Source organism: Variovorax sp. V118 (assembly GCF_041154445.1).
In the GTDB taxonomy this organism is placed as follows: Bacteria; Pseudomonadota; Gammaproteobacteria; order Burkholderiales; family Burkholderiaceae_C; genus Variovorax; species Variovorax boronicumulans.
The window spans coordinates 4,194,618-4,211,082 of record NZ_AP028663.1; the positions used below are offsets into that span (position 1 = coordinate 4,194,618).

Consider the following 16,465-nt stretch of genomic DNA (forward strand, 5'->3'; position numbering starts at 1 on the left):
CGTGCACCCGCGCATGCGCAACCACCACCCCAGGCAGGCCCGCACCCGGCCGCGCGGCTTCACGCTCATCGAGCTGATGGTCACGCTGGCCGTGCTGGTGGTGCTGATCGCCATTGCCGTGCCCTCGTTCGACGGCATCCGGCTGTCCACCCGCCTGAGCAGCTACAGCACCGCGCTGGTCGCCGGCAGCCAGCTGGCGCGCAGCGAGGCCATCAAGCGCAACGCGCCCGTCACCCTGTGCGCCTCGGCCAACGGCACCAGCTGCAGCACCAACGGGCAGTGGGAAGCCGGCTGGATCGTGCGCAGCGACACGCAGGTGCTGCGCGTCGAGCCCGCGGCCGCCAGCGGCTACCGGCTGCGCGAGGCCGATGGCGCCAGCGCCATCGTGTTCCAGGCCACCGGCCTGGGCGCCGGCCGGAGCAGCATCACCATCTGCCGCGCCACCCCGAGCGCCGACCAGTCGCGCGCCGTGAGCATCAGCGCCACGGGGCGCACCACCGTCACCCGGTCCAGCGGCGGCACCTGCGCCGCGACCTGACCCGGGCCGGCCGAGGGGGTCCGCCGGACGAACGACAATAGGGCCCTGTGGCAAGCCCGGGCGCCGGTCCCGCCTCTCTTGCCTTGACGACCATCACCAGGAACAACGCTCCCGCATTCATGGAACACCGGCTGGACTGGGCCCTTGCCGCCTGCGCTCGCATCCTCAGGCCCGTGGTCCGGCTGGCGCTGGGCATGGGCGTCAAGCACCCGCACCTCGAAGCCCTGCTGCGCGACCTGCTCATCGAGGAAGCCCAGCGCACCTGGCGCGCCCAGGGCGTGACCAAGCCCAACCTCAGCCAGATTTCGGTCACCACCGGGCTGAACCGCAAGGTCGTCACCGCCAAGGTCCGCGCCACCGTCGACCCCCTGCCCCACACCGAGCTGTCAGCGGCTGCCAAGACTTTTACGTTGTGGTTACAGATGACCACCGACGACGACACCCTGCGCCGCCTGCCCGTCGTCACCGAGGGTGACGGGCCCTCGTTCGAGCGCGTGGCCCGCCTGGCCAGCCGGGGCAACGTGCACCACCGCACCATCCTCGACGAGCTGGTGCGCCTGCAGATGGTGGCCGAGAGCGACGGCAGCGCCGAACTCACGGCCGACGGCTTCGTGCCGGTGGAAGACCTGCAGTCGATGCTCGCCTTCCTGGGCGACAACGGCCGCGACCACCTGCTGGCCGCCGTCTCCAACACCCTGGGCGAGACGCCCCGCATGCTCGAGCGCGCCGTGTACGCGCGCGGGCTCACGCTGGCCGACTGCACGGCCATCGAACGCCTCGTGCGCGAACGCTGGGCCGGCCTGCACCACGAGCTGGCCCGCGAGATGACCGAAGCCGTCGACCGCGTGCCCCCCGAGGCCAAGGCCTCCGCGAAGGCGCGCATCCGCGTCGGCATCTACACGTATTACGAAGACGAAGAAGGCGCGCCCGCCCCCGGAGCGCCCCAGCACAACGAGTCCCCCCGATGAACACGCCTCCCCTTTCCTTGCGACTCGTGCGCGGCCTGCTGATGGCCGGCGCCATGGCCCTGCTTCTGTCCTGCGGGGGAGGCGGCGGTGGCAGTGGAGGCGGCGGCACATTGGGTTTCGGCACCGCCGGCACCACGGCCACCGGTAACGGCAACGGCGGTGGGGGCGGCGACGGCGGCTCGGGTGACGCCGGCTCCGGCAGCGGCACAGGCAATGGCAGCACCGGAAGCACCGGTGGCGGCGGCGACAGCACCGCCGGCAACACCAACGGCGACGGCTCGGGCGTGGGCTCCGGCGGCACCGGCGTGACCGCGGACGCCGCCGGCATCGGTGCGGCCGACGGCCTGGGCAGCGTGATCCTCAACGGCCTGCGCTACAACACCGACAGCGCCACCTTCAGCCTCGAGGACACCACCGAGCTGCAGATCGGCATGAGCGCGCGCATCGCCGGCAAGGTCGACGCCGACTTCAACAACGGCATCGCCGCCACGGTCGTCTCGGCCGCCGAGTTGCGCGGCGCCGTGTCGGCCATCGACCTGAAGGACGGCAGCTTCACCGTCATGGGCGCCCGCGTGACCACCGACAACGCCACCGTCTGGGGCGACGCCAAGGGCGCCGCCGACCTCGTGGACACCGCCGTGGTGCAGGTGTGGGGCCTGCCCGCCGCCCCGGGCATCCTGCGCGCCACGCGCGTGCAGGTGGCGCCCGCCACCACCGCCCCGCTGGTGACCGGCACCGTGCAGAACCTCGACCGCGGCGGCCAGCAGTTCACGCTCGGCCTGCTGACCGTCGACTTCGGCGGCGCCGCCTTCGGCCCCGGCATCGATGCCGCGAGCCTGGCCAACGGCGCCCTCGTGCGCGTGCGCGGCACGGCAGCGCCGGCCGCCGGCCGCTTCACCGCCACCCAGGTGCAGGGCTGGTACGCCATTCCCTCGGCCGACGGCATCGCGCTGCAGCTGGCCGGCGTAATCACCGACTTCGCCGCGCTGGGCGACTTCCGCGTGCTGGGCAACAAGATCGACGCGCGCAACGCCCAGATCACCGGCGGGCCCAGCGGCTCCATCGGCAACGGCGTGAAGGTCGAGGTCGACGGTTTCCTCTCGGGCCAGGTGCTCGTGGTCAAGAAACTGCGCATCCGCCACGTGCCCGGCACCGGCGGGCCGGTGTCGTTCACCGTCATCGGCGCCATCGGCGGTTACGTGTCGGCCGCCGACTTCACCGTGCGCGGCCAGCGCGTGAAGGCCAGCGGCTCCGGTACCATCTTCGAAAACGGCACCGCCGCGGACCTGGGCAACGGCAAGCGCGTGACCGTCGTCGGCGACCGCGTGGTCGACGGCATGCTCATCGCCCAAAGCGTGAGCTTCATGCAGCCCTGAGGTCCGGGCCCCGGCGGTCCGGCCGCGCAGTGCATGCACCCAGGGTGCACGCACCGCGCCCCCCCACAGGCCACGCCACCCATGGCGCGACCGGATCGATCGGAGCCATGGACACACACACCACCTCTGCGCCCGCTCCCACGTCGCCCCGCTGCTGCATCGCCGGCGGCGGCCCGGCCGGCATGGTGCTCGGCCTGCTGCTTGCGCGCGCGGGCGTGCCCGTCGTCGTGCTCGAGAAACACCTCGACTTCCTGCGCGACTTCCGGGGCGACACCGTGCACCCCTCGACCCTCGAAGTGCTGCACGAACTCGGCCTGCTCGACGCCTTCCTGCAGCGCCCGCACAACCGCATCGAAGAGCTGCGCGGCACCTACGAAGGCCGCGGCGTAACCATTGCCGACTTCAGGCGGCTGCCCACGCACGCCCGCTTCCTCGTGCTCATGCCGCAGTGGGAGTTCCTGGACTTCATGTGCGACGAGGCGCAGCGCTACCCCGGCTTCGAGCTGTGGACCGACGCCGAGGCCGTCGGCCTGCTGCAGGACAAGGGCCGCGTCAACGGCGTGAAAGTGCGCGTCGGCGCCCGCAGCCCCGACAGCGGCGGCCCGAAGGACATCGAGCTGCACGCCTCCCTCATCGTGGCCGCCGACGGCCGCCACTCCACCCTGCGCGACGCGGCGGCGCTGCCGCACATCAGCTACGGCGCGCCCATCGACGTGCTGTGGATGCGCATTCCCAAGCTGGCCGGCGACCCCGAAGCCACCGGCGGCCACATCGCGGCGGGCCACCTCCTGGTGACGCTCAACCGCGGCGACTACTGGCAGTGCGCCTTCGTCATCCGCAAGGGCGGCAGCGCCGAACTGCAGTCGCGCGGCGTTGCCGCCTTCCATGCCGAGATCGCGCGCATCGCGCCCTTCTTCGCCACCCGTCTGCCCGAGGCCCTGCCCGACTGGGAGGCCGTGAAGCTGCTCGAAGTGACCGTCGACCGGCTCGAATCGTGGTCGTGCCCTGGCCTGCTGTGCATCGGCGACGCCGCGCACGCCATGTCGCCCGTGGGCGGTGTCGGCATCAACCTCGCCGTGCAGGACGCCGTGGCCGCCGCCAACCTGCTGTCCGCGTCGCTGGCTGGCAGCGCCACCGACAAGGAGATCGACAACCTGCTGCCCCAGCTGCAGCGCCGCCGCGAATGGCCCGTGCGCGTCACCCAGGCCGCGCAGCGCCTCGTGCAGGACCGCGTGCTGATGCCCGTGCTCAGCCGCAAGGCGGCGGCATCGACCGCGCCCCGCCCCATGCCCTGGGCCCTGCGCCTGCTGGGGCGCTGGCCGTGGCTGCGCACCCTGCCGGCGCGCGCCGTGGGCATCGGCGTTCGAGCCGAGCACGTGCAATCGCCGCGCGCGTAACGCGCGAGCCGGTTTCGCCGGATCAGCCCGGCCGTCGCGCCTGCGTCGGCTGGCGCGACCAGTACACGCCGTCGAGCCGGTCGAGCCGCACCTCGCCGCCCGTGGACGGTGCGTGCACGAAGCGCCCGTCGCCCACATAGATGCCCGCATGCGTGGGCGACGCCGAGCCAAACAACACCAGGTCGCCCGATCGAAGCTCCGACATCGGCACCGGCCGACCGAAGCCCGCCATGCGCGACACCGTGCGCGGCGGCACCTGCCCCACGCTGTGGCGGTACACGTAGCCGATGAGCCCGCTGCAATCGAACCCGCCCTCGGGCGAATTGCCGCCATAGCGGTACGGCGTGCCGACCAGTCCCAGCGCATGGATCGTGATGCTGTTCGACTGCTCCGACGTCAGCGGCGGGATGTTGCTGCTCGGAACCGAACCACCGGGCGCACGCGTCGACGGCGGGCTCGCGCAGCCGATGGCCAGGAGGCAGGCGGTGACGGCGGGAATCAGTCGGAACAGGAGCCGCTGCTGCAGCAGCGACAGCGATGCGGGGGAATGAGGAGGCGTCGGCAATGGTGTGTCGAGCATGGGCGCAGGCCGGTCTTGTGGACGTGGCCCGACTCTAGCGCGAGTGGGCCGGATCGCAATGCAGAGGCCCTTGGCGGGCGGAGGTGCCTCAAGCGCCAGATGCCAGGAACATCAGGCCGAAGAACCTTCCGCAGCGCGCCAAGACACCGTTGCCGGGTACGGGCGCGCGGCTTTGAAGCACAGAAAAATTTCCAGGACGGCATCGGCCACAAACCACTCGTCGGACTTGAGTGCCACCTCGCCTGCGCCAAACACAAGCAGGGTCCCGTCGGGAAAGACCGGGCTCGGCTTGTCGTGAAACGCTCTCCATCGCTTTCCTGTTGCGGCTTCGAATCTCTCCACCATGCAGGTTGCCCTTCCCCCCGCGACCTGGACGTAGCTTCCGCCGTCATCCGTCAGCGATGCATACGAATGCTTTCCTGCACTCCAGAGGGCACGCACCTTCTGTTGGACTTGCGCATCAGAGGGTGCGTCGATCGCGACGAAGTTTTGTCCTTCCAAACGCATGGCATTCATACCGAGAAGGACCTTAGGCGCCGAAGACCAGCAGCAGGTTGTTCGCAGGCATCGCGTGCCGCTCGCGCAATGCGAGGCCGACACGGCGCGCTTCTGCCACCACGTCGTCGAGCCGGCGAATGCCCCACGCGGGATTGCGCGCGCGCAGGTCTTCGTCGAACGCCAGATTGCTCGGCGCCGTGGGGCCGTGCTGGGCTTCGTCTTCGAAGTAAGGCCCGTAGGTGATCAGCAGGCCGGTGCCGGCACGCAGATGCCGCGCGGCACCGACCATCAGCGCGGCGCAGGTAGGCCAGGGCGCGATGTGCAGCATGTTGGCGCAGTAGATGGCGTCGAACTTTTCTTGCTCTTTGTCTTCTTGAGCGAACGAGGGGCCTTGCGAGGGCCACTGCGGCGCCATCACGTCGAGCAGCAGTGGCGGGCGCAGATTGGGCAATGCGGCTTGCTCGACGCGATTGGCGATCGCGGGGATCGAGCGGGCGTCTGCGTCGGTGGGCTGCCAGGTCCATGAAGGCATCGCGGCGGCGAACCAGGCGGCGTGTTGGCCTGTGCCGGAGGCGATTTCCAAGGCGGTGCCGCGCTCATCGAGGATGCGGGTCAGGGCATCGAGGATGGGTTGTTTGTTGCGGTCGGCGGCTGGGCTGAAAGGGAGGTCGGGCATCACGAGAAGCTTCGGGCAGGTACAACTTACAGGGTATCAAAGCAAGATCGCTCAGATCCGTTTCGTAGTTCCGCAATGTCGGCAATGCAGCGACACCCGACATCCCTCGGCCTCGCGCGAATGGCTACTATCGGCCAAAACCGGACCTTCCGATCTCGGTCAGAATTTCGCTCCAAACCAGCTTGCTTCCGCGTGCAATGAACCCTTGGTTATCGAATCCGGTAGTTCACACCACCATCGGTGACTTGGCCGTCGAGCTCCAGATGCCCTCGGGCGGGCGACCGAGTGAAGTAATGCTTGACTTGGCCTCAAAGCTCGCCGAATACGCGAAACGGCACGCGGAGCACATCTTGGACCTCATCTACGCGCACTACCGGTATGCCGAAGCCAACGAGTGGCTTGAATTCTGGGATGTCCCTGCCGGCTTGACTCGAGCCCAGGTCATGAACGAGGTGGAATCCATTGCCCTAGTGGTGGACGACCAGCTCGTCGCAAGCGTGTATGTCGACCCACGATGGGACCCAGAGCACAAGCTCGACCTGCGCTATGAGGGGACGATTACTGAAGTGAACGGCGAAGCGTTCGACTTGGTCGATGGCACCCTGGTCCTGCGCTGAGCCGCGTGGCCGTAGGTCAGAATGCGGCCAAGAGCGGACATTCAACTCGCAGTCCTATTTGGCCCGCTTGTTCGCCACTGCGCGTAGCCGGCTTAGTTGGCTGCCGGCCTCAAGTCAGCGTTGCTCGACAGGCACGTTTCCTGTTGCGCGAAGTTGGTCCCAGACGCGCTCGTTGAACTCATACAGGGTGTCACGGGCCGCGCTGATGAAGTCCACGTCTGCCTGCACTCGCGCCAAGTCGTATCTCTTGTACCGATGGCTGATGCCGGTGCGCTTCGACTGTGACTTCACGCGCACGTACCCACCTAGTTTCATCCCGATCCAATCCGCGTGCGCGTACTCATTGCGGCGAGTGGCGCATTCCGTGAGCAGGACGTCCACCTTGCGCAAGTCCTCGTGGGTCACGGCTGAACCCCCATATTCGATCATCTGGCCGTACAGGTCCAGAAGTGCCCGCGCCTTCGCGGAGAACAGCATGCCGGCCAAGAAGACGTCCATCCGCTCATCTTGAAAGGCATCCCTGAGGATCGCCTCACGGATGAAGCCCGACACGTGGTCCTCCAACGAGTTGAAGTGGATGATGATCCAACCGATCTCAGGCGCAAGTTCAACGAGGTAGTCCGTGAGGTCGTCGTCCTCCACTGGCTCCAACTCGTCGGCTTGGCGCAGGGTGAGATGGAGGGGCGCGCTGGGATTGTCTTCAGGCATCTGATGAGTCTATGCGCCTAATCGCCAGGGATGCGCTGCAGCTGCAGTTGTCGTATGTGTTAGTTCCCGACCCATAGCCGATCTCGCGGATCGCGTCCAGCAGGACAGCAGGAGAAGGTCGCTACGATGGCGGCAAAGCGAGTGCATGCTCGCGCCGCTTCAGGCAGCATTCGGCCAGGACCGGTCACTTGGCGTCGGAGCCAGACACCCTCGGAAGCGGTCTAGTCATCTAAATCCGCGTTACGCCGCTCAGTGGCAGCATAGAAACATAGGAGGAATGCAATGGGATTACTTTCCGACTTCTTCGTCGCGAATGAAGGAGAAGCCGCGCGCTACGCGGACCGGATGAGCGAAGATGACCAGGGCAAGGCCATTGCATTGCAATTGCGCCCGGCTGAGTACAAAGGCTTCACCGACCTTGAAGTAGGCACTTTGTGGGCAATCCTAGAAGGGAAGGAATGGGATGCTGACCTGCACGAGTTGGAAAGTGACGAGGGCGGCGATGAAGGGGACTCCTGGCTCTTCCGGTTCCCAGATCGGCTAGTCCAACTTCTTGCTCACGTCGAACACTCGGCGCTTGATGCTGCACTCCCCCGATGGGCCGACACCGAGGAGCTTCAAGTGGATGTGGCGGAGCTGCGACCTGTGGTGCTGGATCTTCAAAGACTCGCTAAACAGGCGATTGCTGAACAGAAGTCGCTGTATCTATGGAGTAGCTTATGAACGCCTCTCGGATCATCTGACCGACGACGACTTTGCGGTGCATTGAACTTCGGCTTTGTGCCGGTGGAGCCTCAGATACGTTGACGGCATTCGGCCAATGGCCGACCTTTACCGCCTCGGTCTACCTTCCAACCCAACTCGCCAATCGCAGCAACATGACAGTCGCAATGTCACCACTGTGGATCAAGCATCCTGACATCCCATGGGGTAGCGTCGGGTGGCGCATGGGCTGGGGTGAGGCGTACTGGGGTCAATGGAGAATTTTCTTCCTGGCCCTGAAGGAAGAAGAGCGACAGCGCTACCGAGAGGCCTGGCCGGAACCAGAGTCATGGCGGGGGCTGTATGCATTTATTGAGTCGGGTGAACCCCCACCCTGGGCAATCGAACACAGGAAAAAACTGGCTGGGCCGTATCCCCTACCGAGTACCGAAGAGTCCAGCATCTGCGAGCACTACCGGGTTGTATGGCTGGTCAGGTGCCATATGAGCAAGCTCGGCGTCTACGAAGTACCTGCGAGATTTCCGTCGCCGTATCTTGGAAAAGCACTGGATGAGGGCGACGTGACGTTCTATGCGGAACCGAACGGCGCTTGGTGGCGTTTGTCGATGCCAAAAAGTGGCGGGCTTATCCTGAACCGACTGACCCAACCAGACGCCCCTGACACGTTGTTGTTCCGTAAGGCATAGCGGCTGTCGGCCAGGACCAGTCATTCGACAGCTTGCTTCAATTCACACGAAGGCGCTCCATGGGGCCGCCGCCCGTGGCGCCAATGCGTAGCGCACCCTTCAGACCTCAGGTTTAACACCCGGCGGTGCCCGGTACACCAACACCTTCAACGACCGCTCGTCGGACACGTCGGGAAAGGTGCTTGGATTCGCCAGTCTTTCCACGAAATCCAGTTCCGGCGCCAGTGCGCTCATTTGCTCCTGCAGGAATTTTGGTCCCAGTTCTGGGGCATTGAGGCATAGCAGGACAAGGCCGTCGGGCTCCAGCAGGTCAGGCAAGCGCCTAATCAGCCGGGCGTAGTCCTTGGTCGCAACGAAACTTCCCTTTTGATAGCTCGGTGGGTCAACGATGACCAGCCCGTAAGGGCCTCCGCGCGAGATTTTTCCCCACGAACTGAAAAGGTCATGAGGGAGGAAGCTCGCGCCGGCGAGCACGCCGTTGGCGCGGTGGTTCTGTTGCCCCACGGCCAGAGCGCCCTTGCTCATGTCTAGGTTGGTGACGTGCCGGGCCCCTGCCTGCAATGCGACCACCGAAAACGCGCAGGTGTAAGCAAACAGGTTGAGCACCTTGACGCGCGACCGGGCGTCTGGGCGCGCCTTCACAAACGCACGAACCCAGCGCCGTCCTTCGGCCATGTCGAGAAACAGACCGTGGTTCTGGCCCCGGCCCACGTTAACGCGATAGCGAGCGCCCTCCTCGGTGACCCAATGCGGGTCGGGCACCGAACCGCCCATAAGTTGTGTGCTGCTCTGGCCTTCATGCCGGCACTGAAACACCCATTGCAGCGTTTCACCCGGTGCCAACTGTGACCAGCGACGCTCCAGTGCGGCGCCAATTGCAGCCAGTTCGCCGTCGGTCGCAGGCTTGAAGCTGGTCAACACCCAAACCGGCGGGAAAAAGTCGAGCGACAAGTGAGCGCACTCGGGATGAAGCCCACCGCGGCCGTGGAAGATGCGCTGCGCATCCACCGGTGCGGACATTGAAGCGATTGCGTCGAACAGGGGCTGCATAGGCATAGGTTCCAATTCTGACCGGATATCGCGGTGGTCCTCGCCAAGACTTTACTGGGCGAACTGGACCGCCAACGCCGCCGCCGGTTGCAGCAGACCTAGCCGGCTGCGGCACCCTTCAAACAGGCTTCGCGCACATCCTGACCATCACCAATGCGGGTGTGCGGCTACAGTCGGGCAGAACCGGACGGTCGACCACTTCCCCAAAATCGCCAGATAACCGACGTTCGCAGGCCAGGAGGGCGGCTGTTCGCTTGTGACACGGCAAGGCCTAGGGCAGGAAGCGCTCCACCGCGTCGACTTCTCCGGCAGGGTTGGAGAACCCGCCGACAACCAGGACGGAGCCGTCGCTGAGCAAGACCGCGGAGGCGGCACTGCGCCCGGTGGACATCGAACTCGCCGGCGTCCAGACGTCGAAGTCGGGGTTGTAGATTTCTGCGGTGGCCAGGCGAACGCCGCCACTGCCAGTACCGCCCGCGAGCAACACGCGGCCATCGGCCAGCGTCGTCATCGTCGGAAGGGAGCGCGTGCTGGAAAAAACGCTCGCCGTCCAGCCCGACGTGGCGACGTCGAAGCGCATCGCGGTGCTGCTGCCATCGCCCATCGCAAGCACGTCGCCGTCCGCCAGCAGCACGGAGGTGTATACGTTGGCGGCGGGCACGGTGCCCGCAACAGGCGTGGTGGCACCGCTGTCGTTGACAGGGAACCGTTCGGCGGAGGTCACGAACCCGCTTCGGTTGATGCCGCCGATCACCAGCACTTCATTGCCGCCCGGCAGCAGCTGCGCGGCATGCTGAGCGCGTGGGGACGACAACGGCGTGGCCATGGAGGTCCAGGTGTTGAAAGCCGGGTCATACAGCTCGGCCGTCTGCGAAAAGGTCAAACTGGGAATCCGGCTGTAGCCACCGATGACGAGGACCTTGCCATTGGGCAGCAGTGTGCTTGTGGCCCGCGTGCGCGCCTCGGCCATGCTCGCGGCGAGCTGCCAAGTATCGGCGACCGGGTCGTAGATTTCGGCGGCCGCCATGGGGGAGATGCCCGCGCCGTCGCCGCCGGCGACCAGCACGCGTCCGTCGGGCAGCACGGTCGCCGATCCGTCGGAGCGAGGCGTCAACATGGGCGCGGCCGCGGTCCAGCTGTTGCCCGCCGGGTCGTAGACAAGGACCGACGCGGTCACGCCGGAGGCCGTGAACCCGCCGATGACCAGCGCCTTGCCGCTTTGCAGGCGCACGACCGGCGCGTAGTGACGTCCGGTCGGCAGAACCGCCTGCGAAACCCAGCTGCCACTTCCGGTGACCGCGATCTGCACCTGCGCCTGCGCCGAGCCCGCGCTGTTGCTGGCCGTGACCGTGTATGTCGTCAGCGGTTGGATGGCCGCCGGCGTGCCGGTGATCGCACCGGTCAGCGCGTTGAGGCTCAGGCCGCCGGGCAGCGCCGGCATCACCGAGAACGCCGAGGGCGTGCCGCCGATCACCAGCGCTGTGTTGGGAACGATGGCTTGCGCCGTGGCGTAGAGCGCGCGCGGCGTGGCATACGCCACGCTGGCAGGCGCCGCCAGCGCCGCCTGGACTGCCAGCTGCAACGTGACCTCGGCCGATCCGGCCGCGTTGGTGCCGGTGACGGTGTAGGCCGCGTCCGCCGCGGCGGCGGTGGGTGTTCCGCTGATCACGCCGGTCTGCGGGTCGAGCAGCAGCCCCGCGGGCAAGGCCGGCGCGATGCTGTAGCCGGTGATCGGACCGCCGCTGCTGGCGGGCGCGTTGGCCGCGATGGCCTGGCCCACGGTATAGATCGCGGCGCTTTCACGGTAGGTCAGCCCGGACGGCGCGGCAGGCGTGCTGCGCACCTCGATCTGCACGCGGGCCGTCGCGCTGCCGCCCGCGTTCTCGGCGGTCACCACATACACGGCGGATGCGGCAACGGCGGTGGGCGCTCCGCTGATGACGCCCGTGCCCGCGTCGAGCGCCAGGCCCGCCGGCAACGGCGGCGCCACGGCATAGCGCTCGACGGCGCCGCCGCTGGCGGTGGGCCGGTTCGGCACGATGGCCTGCCCGACCTCGTAGACCGCGGAGGTCATGGCATAGCTCAAGCCCGCGGGTGGCTGCGTGAGGTTGAGCCCGAAGCCGACGAAGCTCGCGCCGCCCGAGCCGCCGCCGCAGCCGGACAAGGCCACGAGGCAGCCAAGCCACAGGGCCATTAGCCAAAGCCAAACGGATTGAGCGCGGAGCAATCGCGCCCTTGCAGTAATGCTCCCCATGATCACCCTAGTTACATTTTGTAAGGCGGCGATCCTATGCAACTCGCTACCGAGGGGCAATACCCGAAAACAGGTAGATGGCCGGCATCTTGAGGTCTGCTTTCGAGAAGACGCTACGCCGGCTCAGGGCCCAATCCGGAAGTTCGCGATGCTCCGAAGCAGTCATTCAGCGCATGTACTGCCCTTCAGCGGAGCGTTGCTTCGGCCACCCTTACCGGAGTTGCCACCAAGGCTTCTTTGGGGGAGCGCTCGGCGTCGCCGGAGTTGCTGCCTGCGCGGCCCCGCCCAAGGACTGTGCGCAGATTGAATTCCACACAACAGTGTCCAACGGCATGACTCTTGACCAGTCAATCTTCCCCGCGAACACCGGATGAGGCGCGAAACCGAAAAACTGCCCCACAGACCGCGATACGCCCCGTTCCTTCAGTAAGGCAACACCATTGCTCAAAAGATGTTGTTCCTGCCAAGGCTGAGAGTTCATCAACGTTGCAAACTCTGGACGGTTCGCTGCGACGTGGTGGACCCCGCCTTCCAGTACATCCAGCTTTTCCACAGCACCAGACCTTCGCTCAAAGAAGAGGTCACCGAAAGCTGAGGCTCCGATAGGCCCTACTTGACCGGTAACCACGTCCGGCCATTCGGAAAGCAGCCTTCTGAAGTCGAGGTGCGCTGCATCGATGAATAGATCGTCCCAAGTCAATGAACTCATGGGTAGGGGTTAAATTGAAAGATAGCGGTCAGAGACAGCTTCTGGCCGATTGTGCCCCTTGCTATAGATCAAACATAGTCGCGAAAGCTGATCCCTAACCCAGTGAAAACAGGCGCTGCTTGGACGCGACAACAAGCATAGCTGCAGTCCGGCGCGCGCACGCTGAGGCTCCCTCAACTCGATGGGAGACCATCATGGGATCAGTAAACACTGCTACCTGCCAAGTGCCCTGGAACAAGGGCAAGATCGTCGGCCAGAAGGCGCCTTTCAAGCTCAAGGACATTTGGGCGCTGCGGGTGCGGCTGCAACTGGAGGGCCGAGTGCGCGAGCTGGCTTTGTTCAACTTGGGCTTGGACAGCAAGCTGCGCGGCTGCGATCTTGTCAGCCTGAAGGTCAGGGACGTATGCCACGGGGAGCAGGTTGCACCACGGGCGACGGTGCTGCAGCACAAGACCCAGCGTCCGGTGCAGTTCGAGCTCACGCCTGGAACCCGAGAGGCTGTGCAGGCGTGGATCCAGCGCGTCGGACTGCAATCGGACGACTTCCTGTTCCCGAGCCGAATGCATGACTCGCCGCACCTCGGCACCCGGCAGTACGCCCGCATTCTTGGCGGCTGGGTCAGAGAGCTCGGACTGGATACTGCCGACTACGGAACGCACTCGATGCGACGGACGAAGGCGACGCTGATCTACCGACGGACGAGAAACCTCCGTGCGGTGCAGTTGCTGCTCGGCCACTCCAAGCTTGAGTCAACAGTCAGATATCTGGGCATCGAGGTGGATGATGCCCTGGAGATTTCGGAGCAGACAGAAATCTGAACGAGCGTCGATTGAGTGGTGCAGATCCGTCCGCCTTGCCGCCGCGGCGAGGCGGATCGACACGCTGCTGGATGACTCGATTGCGACCCACAGCAGACGTTCAGCGGGCCATACCGACTGACTGCAACCAGTCTGAAGCAGCCACCCCGATATCCAATACCGGCGCCAAGCTCTCACCCTCCCCCACTCTCCTGAAACAACGCCGCCGCATCCCGCGCCAAATCCGACGCGATCCACAGCAGGTTGTCTCGGTGCCCCGCCCCCGCATCTTCGAACCATCCATCGCCGGCGCCGTGGCAGCACCACAGCAATGAGTTCAGTTGTTCCAGCTTGCATTCCAGCAAGTCTGCTGCGCTGGGAGTGGTCGTGTGGGTAGAAGTCGACCCGGTAGCGCGGGCCATAATTCGATCAGCCATTGGTGTGCTCGCTTTCCAAAGTTATTGCACGTCACTTGGTTAGACGGTCATGGTGTTCGCGCACCGTGGCCGTCGCCTTTTGTGCCTCACGTTCGCATCGATCGATCTGCATCGATGGCCCGCCGTGAGGCGAAGCGGTTCATTCATTCATTCACTCAATCAGTCAGTGGTCCGTGGTGTGGTGTGTGCTGCCCTCCTCGCCCGCATAGCGGGTCGTTTCATCACAGGGGCATTCACTGTAGAGAAGTCCTGCCCGGCACAGAGAGAAATTTCGCCGAGGAATGCGCGGTTCGCGCAAGTAATCGCGCTGCGGCAGTGGCGATTCACAAAGCCCTGACAGTCAGGCCCTGAAAGCAGAGCCCGAGCCCCGCATCGACAGCAGCGCCTCAGCCCTGCCCGCCGAACTCCCGCGCGTGCTCCACCGCGTACTTGATGAGTTCCGCCTGCCCTTCGATGCCCAGGCGCCGCTTGATGCTCTGGCGGTGCGCCTCCACGGTGCGCACGCTCAGGCCGAGGTCGCGCGCGATCTGCTTGCTCGATTCGCCGCGGCCGAGCGCGCTCAAGATCTCGCTCTCGCGCGGCGTGAGCAGCGGGCGCGGGGTCTGGTTGCGAAAGAGTTTCTTCGACACGGCCGGGCTCAAGAAGGTGCCGCCCGCCGACACGGCCTCGATGGCCGCCACGATCTCCGCCGCCGGCGCGTCTTTCAGCACGTAGCCGCGCGCGCCGACCTGCAGGGCCTTCTGCACGTACTCGGGGTTGTCGTACATGCTGAGCATCACGATGTGCGGCGCGGGCTTCTGGTGCTGCGGCTGTTGTTGCAGCAGCAGCACCGCCAGCTCGATGCCGTTCATGTCCTTCATGCCCACGTCCATGAGCACGAGGTGCGGCTGCGCGGGGCCGATGAGTGCCAGCGCCTCGGCCGCGCTGCCGGCCTCGCCCACGATCTCCAGGCCGGGCATGGCGCCCAGGCGCGCGCGCAGGCCGTCGCGCACCAGCGGGTGGTCGTCGACCAGGAACAGGCGCACAACCACGGGGGTAGCGGGAGCAGCGGCAGGGTCTTCTTTCATGGCCGCTATTCTGGCTTTGCGCGCCGCACGGGCACTTCGGCCACGATGGAGGTATGGCCACGGCCCGAGCGCATGCGCAGCCGGCCTTCGATGGACTCCATGCGCTCGCGCATGTTGCGCAGGCCGATGCCGCGCTGCGGGTCGAGCTGCATGGCCTCGACGTTGAAGCCGACGCCGTCGTCGCTGATCTCCAGGCGCACGGCCTCTTCGTCGAAACCCAGCGCAATGTGCACCTGTTGCGCACGCGCGTGTTTGCGCACATTGGTCAACGCTTCCTGCGTGACGCGAAAGAGCGCGGTCTTGGCTTCTTGCGACAGCTCGAAGGGTTCGCCCTCGACCATGATGGATGCGTCAACGCCGCCTTCTTCACCGAACTCGGCGCCCAGGCGCTCCAGCGCGGCGGGCAGGCCCAGGGTGTCGAGCAGCGCGGGGCGCAGCCGGTGCGAGATGCGGCGCACCTCGGTGAGCGAATCGTTCAGCCGCTGCAGCGCCTTGCCGAGCGCGGGCGGCGGCGACTGGTGCGCGCGGTCGAGCTGCTCCACGGCCGATTCGATGAGCAGCTTGGCCGACACCAGCGTCTGGCTGGTGCCGTCGTGCAGCTCGCGCGCGAGGTGGCCGCGCTCTTCTTCCTGCGACTGCACCACGCGGCGCGCGAGCAGGCGCAGCTTGGCTTCGGCCGTGCGGTGCTCGCTGAGGTTGAGCAGCAGCCCAGCCGCGCTCACCACGCCCAGGCACAGCGCGGCGATGCCGGCAATCCACAGCAGCGTGGCGGTGACGTTGGCGTTCATCTGCCGGTCGAGCGTGTCCATGGTCGACTGGATGTCGTCCAGGTACAGGCCGGTGCCGACCATCCAGTTCCAGCGCGGCAGCGCGGTGACGTAGCCGAGCTTGGGCGCCATCTGCGCGCTGGAGGGCTTGCGCCATTCGTACTCGACGTAGGCGCCGCCCTTGTCGCGCGCGCCCTTGATCAGCTCCTGGATGGTGAAGCGGCCGTGCGAATCGCGCAGGTTCCACAGGTTCTGGCCCACCAGCTCGGGCTGGCGCGAGTGCATGAGCGAGTTGCCGTCCATGTCGTAGACGAAGAAGTAGCCGTCGTCGCCATAGTTGAGCGTGGCCAGGCGGCGCAGGGCCTCGGTGCGCGTAGCCTCGTCGTCCAGGCCCGACTCGTACAGCGGCAGCAGGTTGCTCACGGCCAGGTCGACGTAGCTGCGCAGCTCGCTGCGGCGCTGGGCCATGTAGCTGCGCTCGATGAGCGCCCGCTCGCGCTGGGCCAGGTCGTGCTCCTGGTGGCGCACGGCCAGGGCCACGAGCACCAGCGCGACCAGCAGGGGCGCAACGGCCAGCGCGACGATCTTGGTGCGCAGGTTCATCGTCGGGGTGGGTG

General features: G+C 66.2%; 17 protein-coding genes. 8 read left to right on the top strand and 9 right to left on the bottom strand.

Annotation, left to right across the window (positions count from 1 at the left end; genetic code table 11):
• Window position 1 precedes the first annotated feature (1 nt).
• From ACAM52_RS19460 to ACAM52_RS19475, 4 genes are all read left to right on the top strand, one after another.
• Complete coding sequence (locus ACAM52_RS19460; protein ID WP_223301370.1) at window positions 2–538, top strand: GspH/FimT family pseudopilin; 537 nt, start codon at window positions 2–4, stop codon at window positions 536–538.
• A 119-nt stretch (window positions 539–657) separates the two neighbouring features.
• Window positions 658–1,506, top strand: a complete 849-nt coding sequence (locus tag ACAM52_RS19465) for a DUF6502 family protein (protein ID WP_369644346.1) — start codon at window positions 658–660, stop codon at window positions 1,504–1,506.
• Window positions 1,503–2,882, top strand: coding sequence for a DUF5666 domain-containing protein (locus ACAM52_RS19470; protein ID WP_369644347.1), 1,380 nt, complete (start codon window positions 1,503–1,505; stop codon window positions 2,880–2,882). Before ACAM52_RS19465 ends, ACAM52_RS19470 begins: the two co-directional genes overlap by 4 nt.
• Before the next feature lie 107 nt (window positions 2,883–2,989).
• Window positions 2,990–4,279, top strand: coding sequence for an FAD-dependent oxidoreductase (locus tag ACAM52_RS19475; protein WP_369644348.1), 1,290 nt, complete (start codon window positions 2,990–2,992; stop codon window positions 4,277–4,279).
• Window positions 4,280–4,301: 22 nt separating this feature from the next.
• On the opposite strand, the gene ACAM52_RS19480 is transcribed toward ACAM52_RS19475, so the two are convergent.
• The 3 genes from ACAM52_RS19480 to ACAM52_RS19490 form a co-directional block, all read right to left on the bottom strand.
• Window positions 4,302–4,859 carry a C40 family peptidase gene (locus ACAM52_RS19480; RefSeq protein WP_369631810.1) on the bottom strand — a complete coding sequence of 186 codons (558 nt, stop codon included), beginning with the start codon at window positions 4,857–4,859 and terminating at the stop codon, window positions 4,302–4,304.
• Between the two features lie 111 nt (window positions 4,860–4,970).
• Window positions 4,971–5,375 carry a hypothetical protein gene (locus tag ACAM52_RS19485; RefSeq protein WP_369644349.1) on the bottom strand — a complete coding sequence of 135 codons (405 nt, stop codon included), beginning with the start codon at window positions 5,373–5,375 and terminating at the stop codon, window positions 4,971–4,973.
• Between the two features lie 13 nt (window positions 5,376–5,388).
• Window positions 5,389–6,033, bottom strand: coding sequence for a DUF938 domain-containing protein (locus ACAM52_RS19490; protein WP_369644350.1), 645 nt, complete (start codon window positions 6,031–6,033; stop codon window positions 5,389–5,391).
• A gap of 350 nt (window positions 6,034–6,383) precedes the next feature.
• Here ACAM52_RS19490 and ACAM52_RS19495 point away from each other — a divergent pair, with 350 nt between their 5' ends.
• Window positions 6,384–6,650, top strand: coding sequence for a hypothetical protein (locus tag ACAM52_RS19495; RefSeq protein ID WP_369644351.1), 267 nt, complete (start codon window positions 6,384–6,386; stop codon window positions 6,648–6,650).
• A 114-nt stretch (window positions 6,651–6,764) separates the two neighbouring features.
• On the opposite strand, the gene ACAM52_RS19500 is transcribed toward ACAM52_RS19495, so the two are convergent.
• Window positions 6,765–7,358 (bottom strand): hypothetical protein, encoded by a 594-nt coding sequence (locus ACAM52_RS19500; protein ID WP_369644352.1) that lies wholly within the window; start codon window positions 7,356–7,358, stop codon window positions 6,765–6,767.
• 282 nt (window positions 7,359–7,640) lie between these two features.
• Here ACAM52_RS19500 and ACAM52_RS19505 point away from each other — a divergent pair, with 282 nt between their 5' ends.
• Window positions 7,641–8,081 carry a hypothetical protein gene (locus ACAM52_RS19505; protein WP_369644353.1) on the top strand — a complete coding sequence of 147 codons (441 nt, stop codon included), beginning with the start codon at window positions 7,641–7,643 and terminating at the stop codon, window positions 8,079–8,081.
• 80 nt (window positions 8,082–8,161) lie between these two features.
• Window positions 8,162–8,767, top strand: a complete 606-nt coding sequence (locus ACAM52_RS19510; RefSeq protein WP_369644354.1) for a hypothetical protein — start codon at window positions 8,162–8,164, stop codon at window positions 8,765–8,767.
• Window positions 8,768–8,866: 99 nt separating this feature from the next.
• On the opposite strand, the gene ACAM52_RS19515 is transcribed toward ACAM52_RS19510, so the two are convergent.
• The 3 genes from ACAM52_RS19515 to ACAM52_RS19525 form a co-directional block, all read right to left on the bottom strand.
• Window positions 8,867–9,817 carry a class I SAM-dependent methyltransferase gene (locus ACAM52_RS19515; RefSeq protein WP_369644355.1) on the bottom strand — a complete coding sequence of 317 codons (951 nt, stop codon included), beginning with the start codon at window positions 9,815–9,817 and terminating at the stop codon, window positions 8,867–8,869.
• A gap of 271 nt (window positions 9,818–10,088) precedes the next feature.
• Window positions 10,089–12,011, bottom strand: a complete 1,923-nt coding sequence (locus ACAM52_RS19520) for a kelch repeat-containing protein (RefSeq protein WP_369644356.1) — start codon at window positions 12,009–12,011, stop codon at window positions 10,089–10,091.
• 271 nt (window positions 12,012–12,282) lie between these two features.
• Window positions 12,283–12,780 carry a hypothetical protein gene (locus ACAM52_RS19525; protein WP_369644357.1) on the bottom strand — a complete coding sequence of 166 codons (498 nt, stop codon included), beginning with the start codon at window positions 12,778–12,780 and terminating at the stop codon, window positions 12,283–12,285.
• Window positions 12,781–12,974: 194 nt separating this feature from the next.
• On the opposite strand from ACAM52_RS19525, the gene ACAM52_RS19530 reads away from it, so the two are divergent.
• Window positions 12,975–13,598: a tyrosine-type recombinase/integrase gene (locus ACAM52_RS19530; RefSeq protein WP_369644358.1), complete on the top strand. Its 624-nt coding sequence runs from the start codon at window positions 12,975–12,977 to the stop codon at window positions 13,596–13,598.
• Window positions 13,599–14,400: 802 nt separating this feature from the next.
• On the opposite strand, the gene ACAM52_RS19535 is transcribed toward ACAM52_RS19530, so the two are convergent.
• Together ACAM52_RS19535 and ACAM52_RS19540 are read right to left on the bottom strand one after the other, a co-directional pair.
• Entirely contained in the window at window positions 14,401–15,081 is a 681-nt protein-coding gene (locus tag ACAM52_RS19535) for a response regulator (RefSeq protein ID WP_369644359.1), read from the bottom strand.
• 5 nt (window positions 15,082–15,086) lie between these two features.
• Window positions 15,087–16,451, bottom strand: a complete 1,365-nt coding sequence (locus ACAM52_RS19540; RefSeq protein ID WP_095744124.1) for a cache domain-containing protein — start codon at window positions 16,449–16,451, stop codon at window positions 15,087–15,089.
• Window positions 16,452–16,465 lie beyond the last annotated feature (14 nt).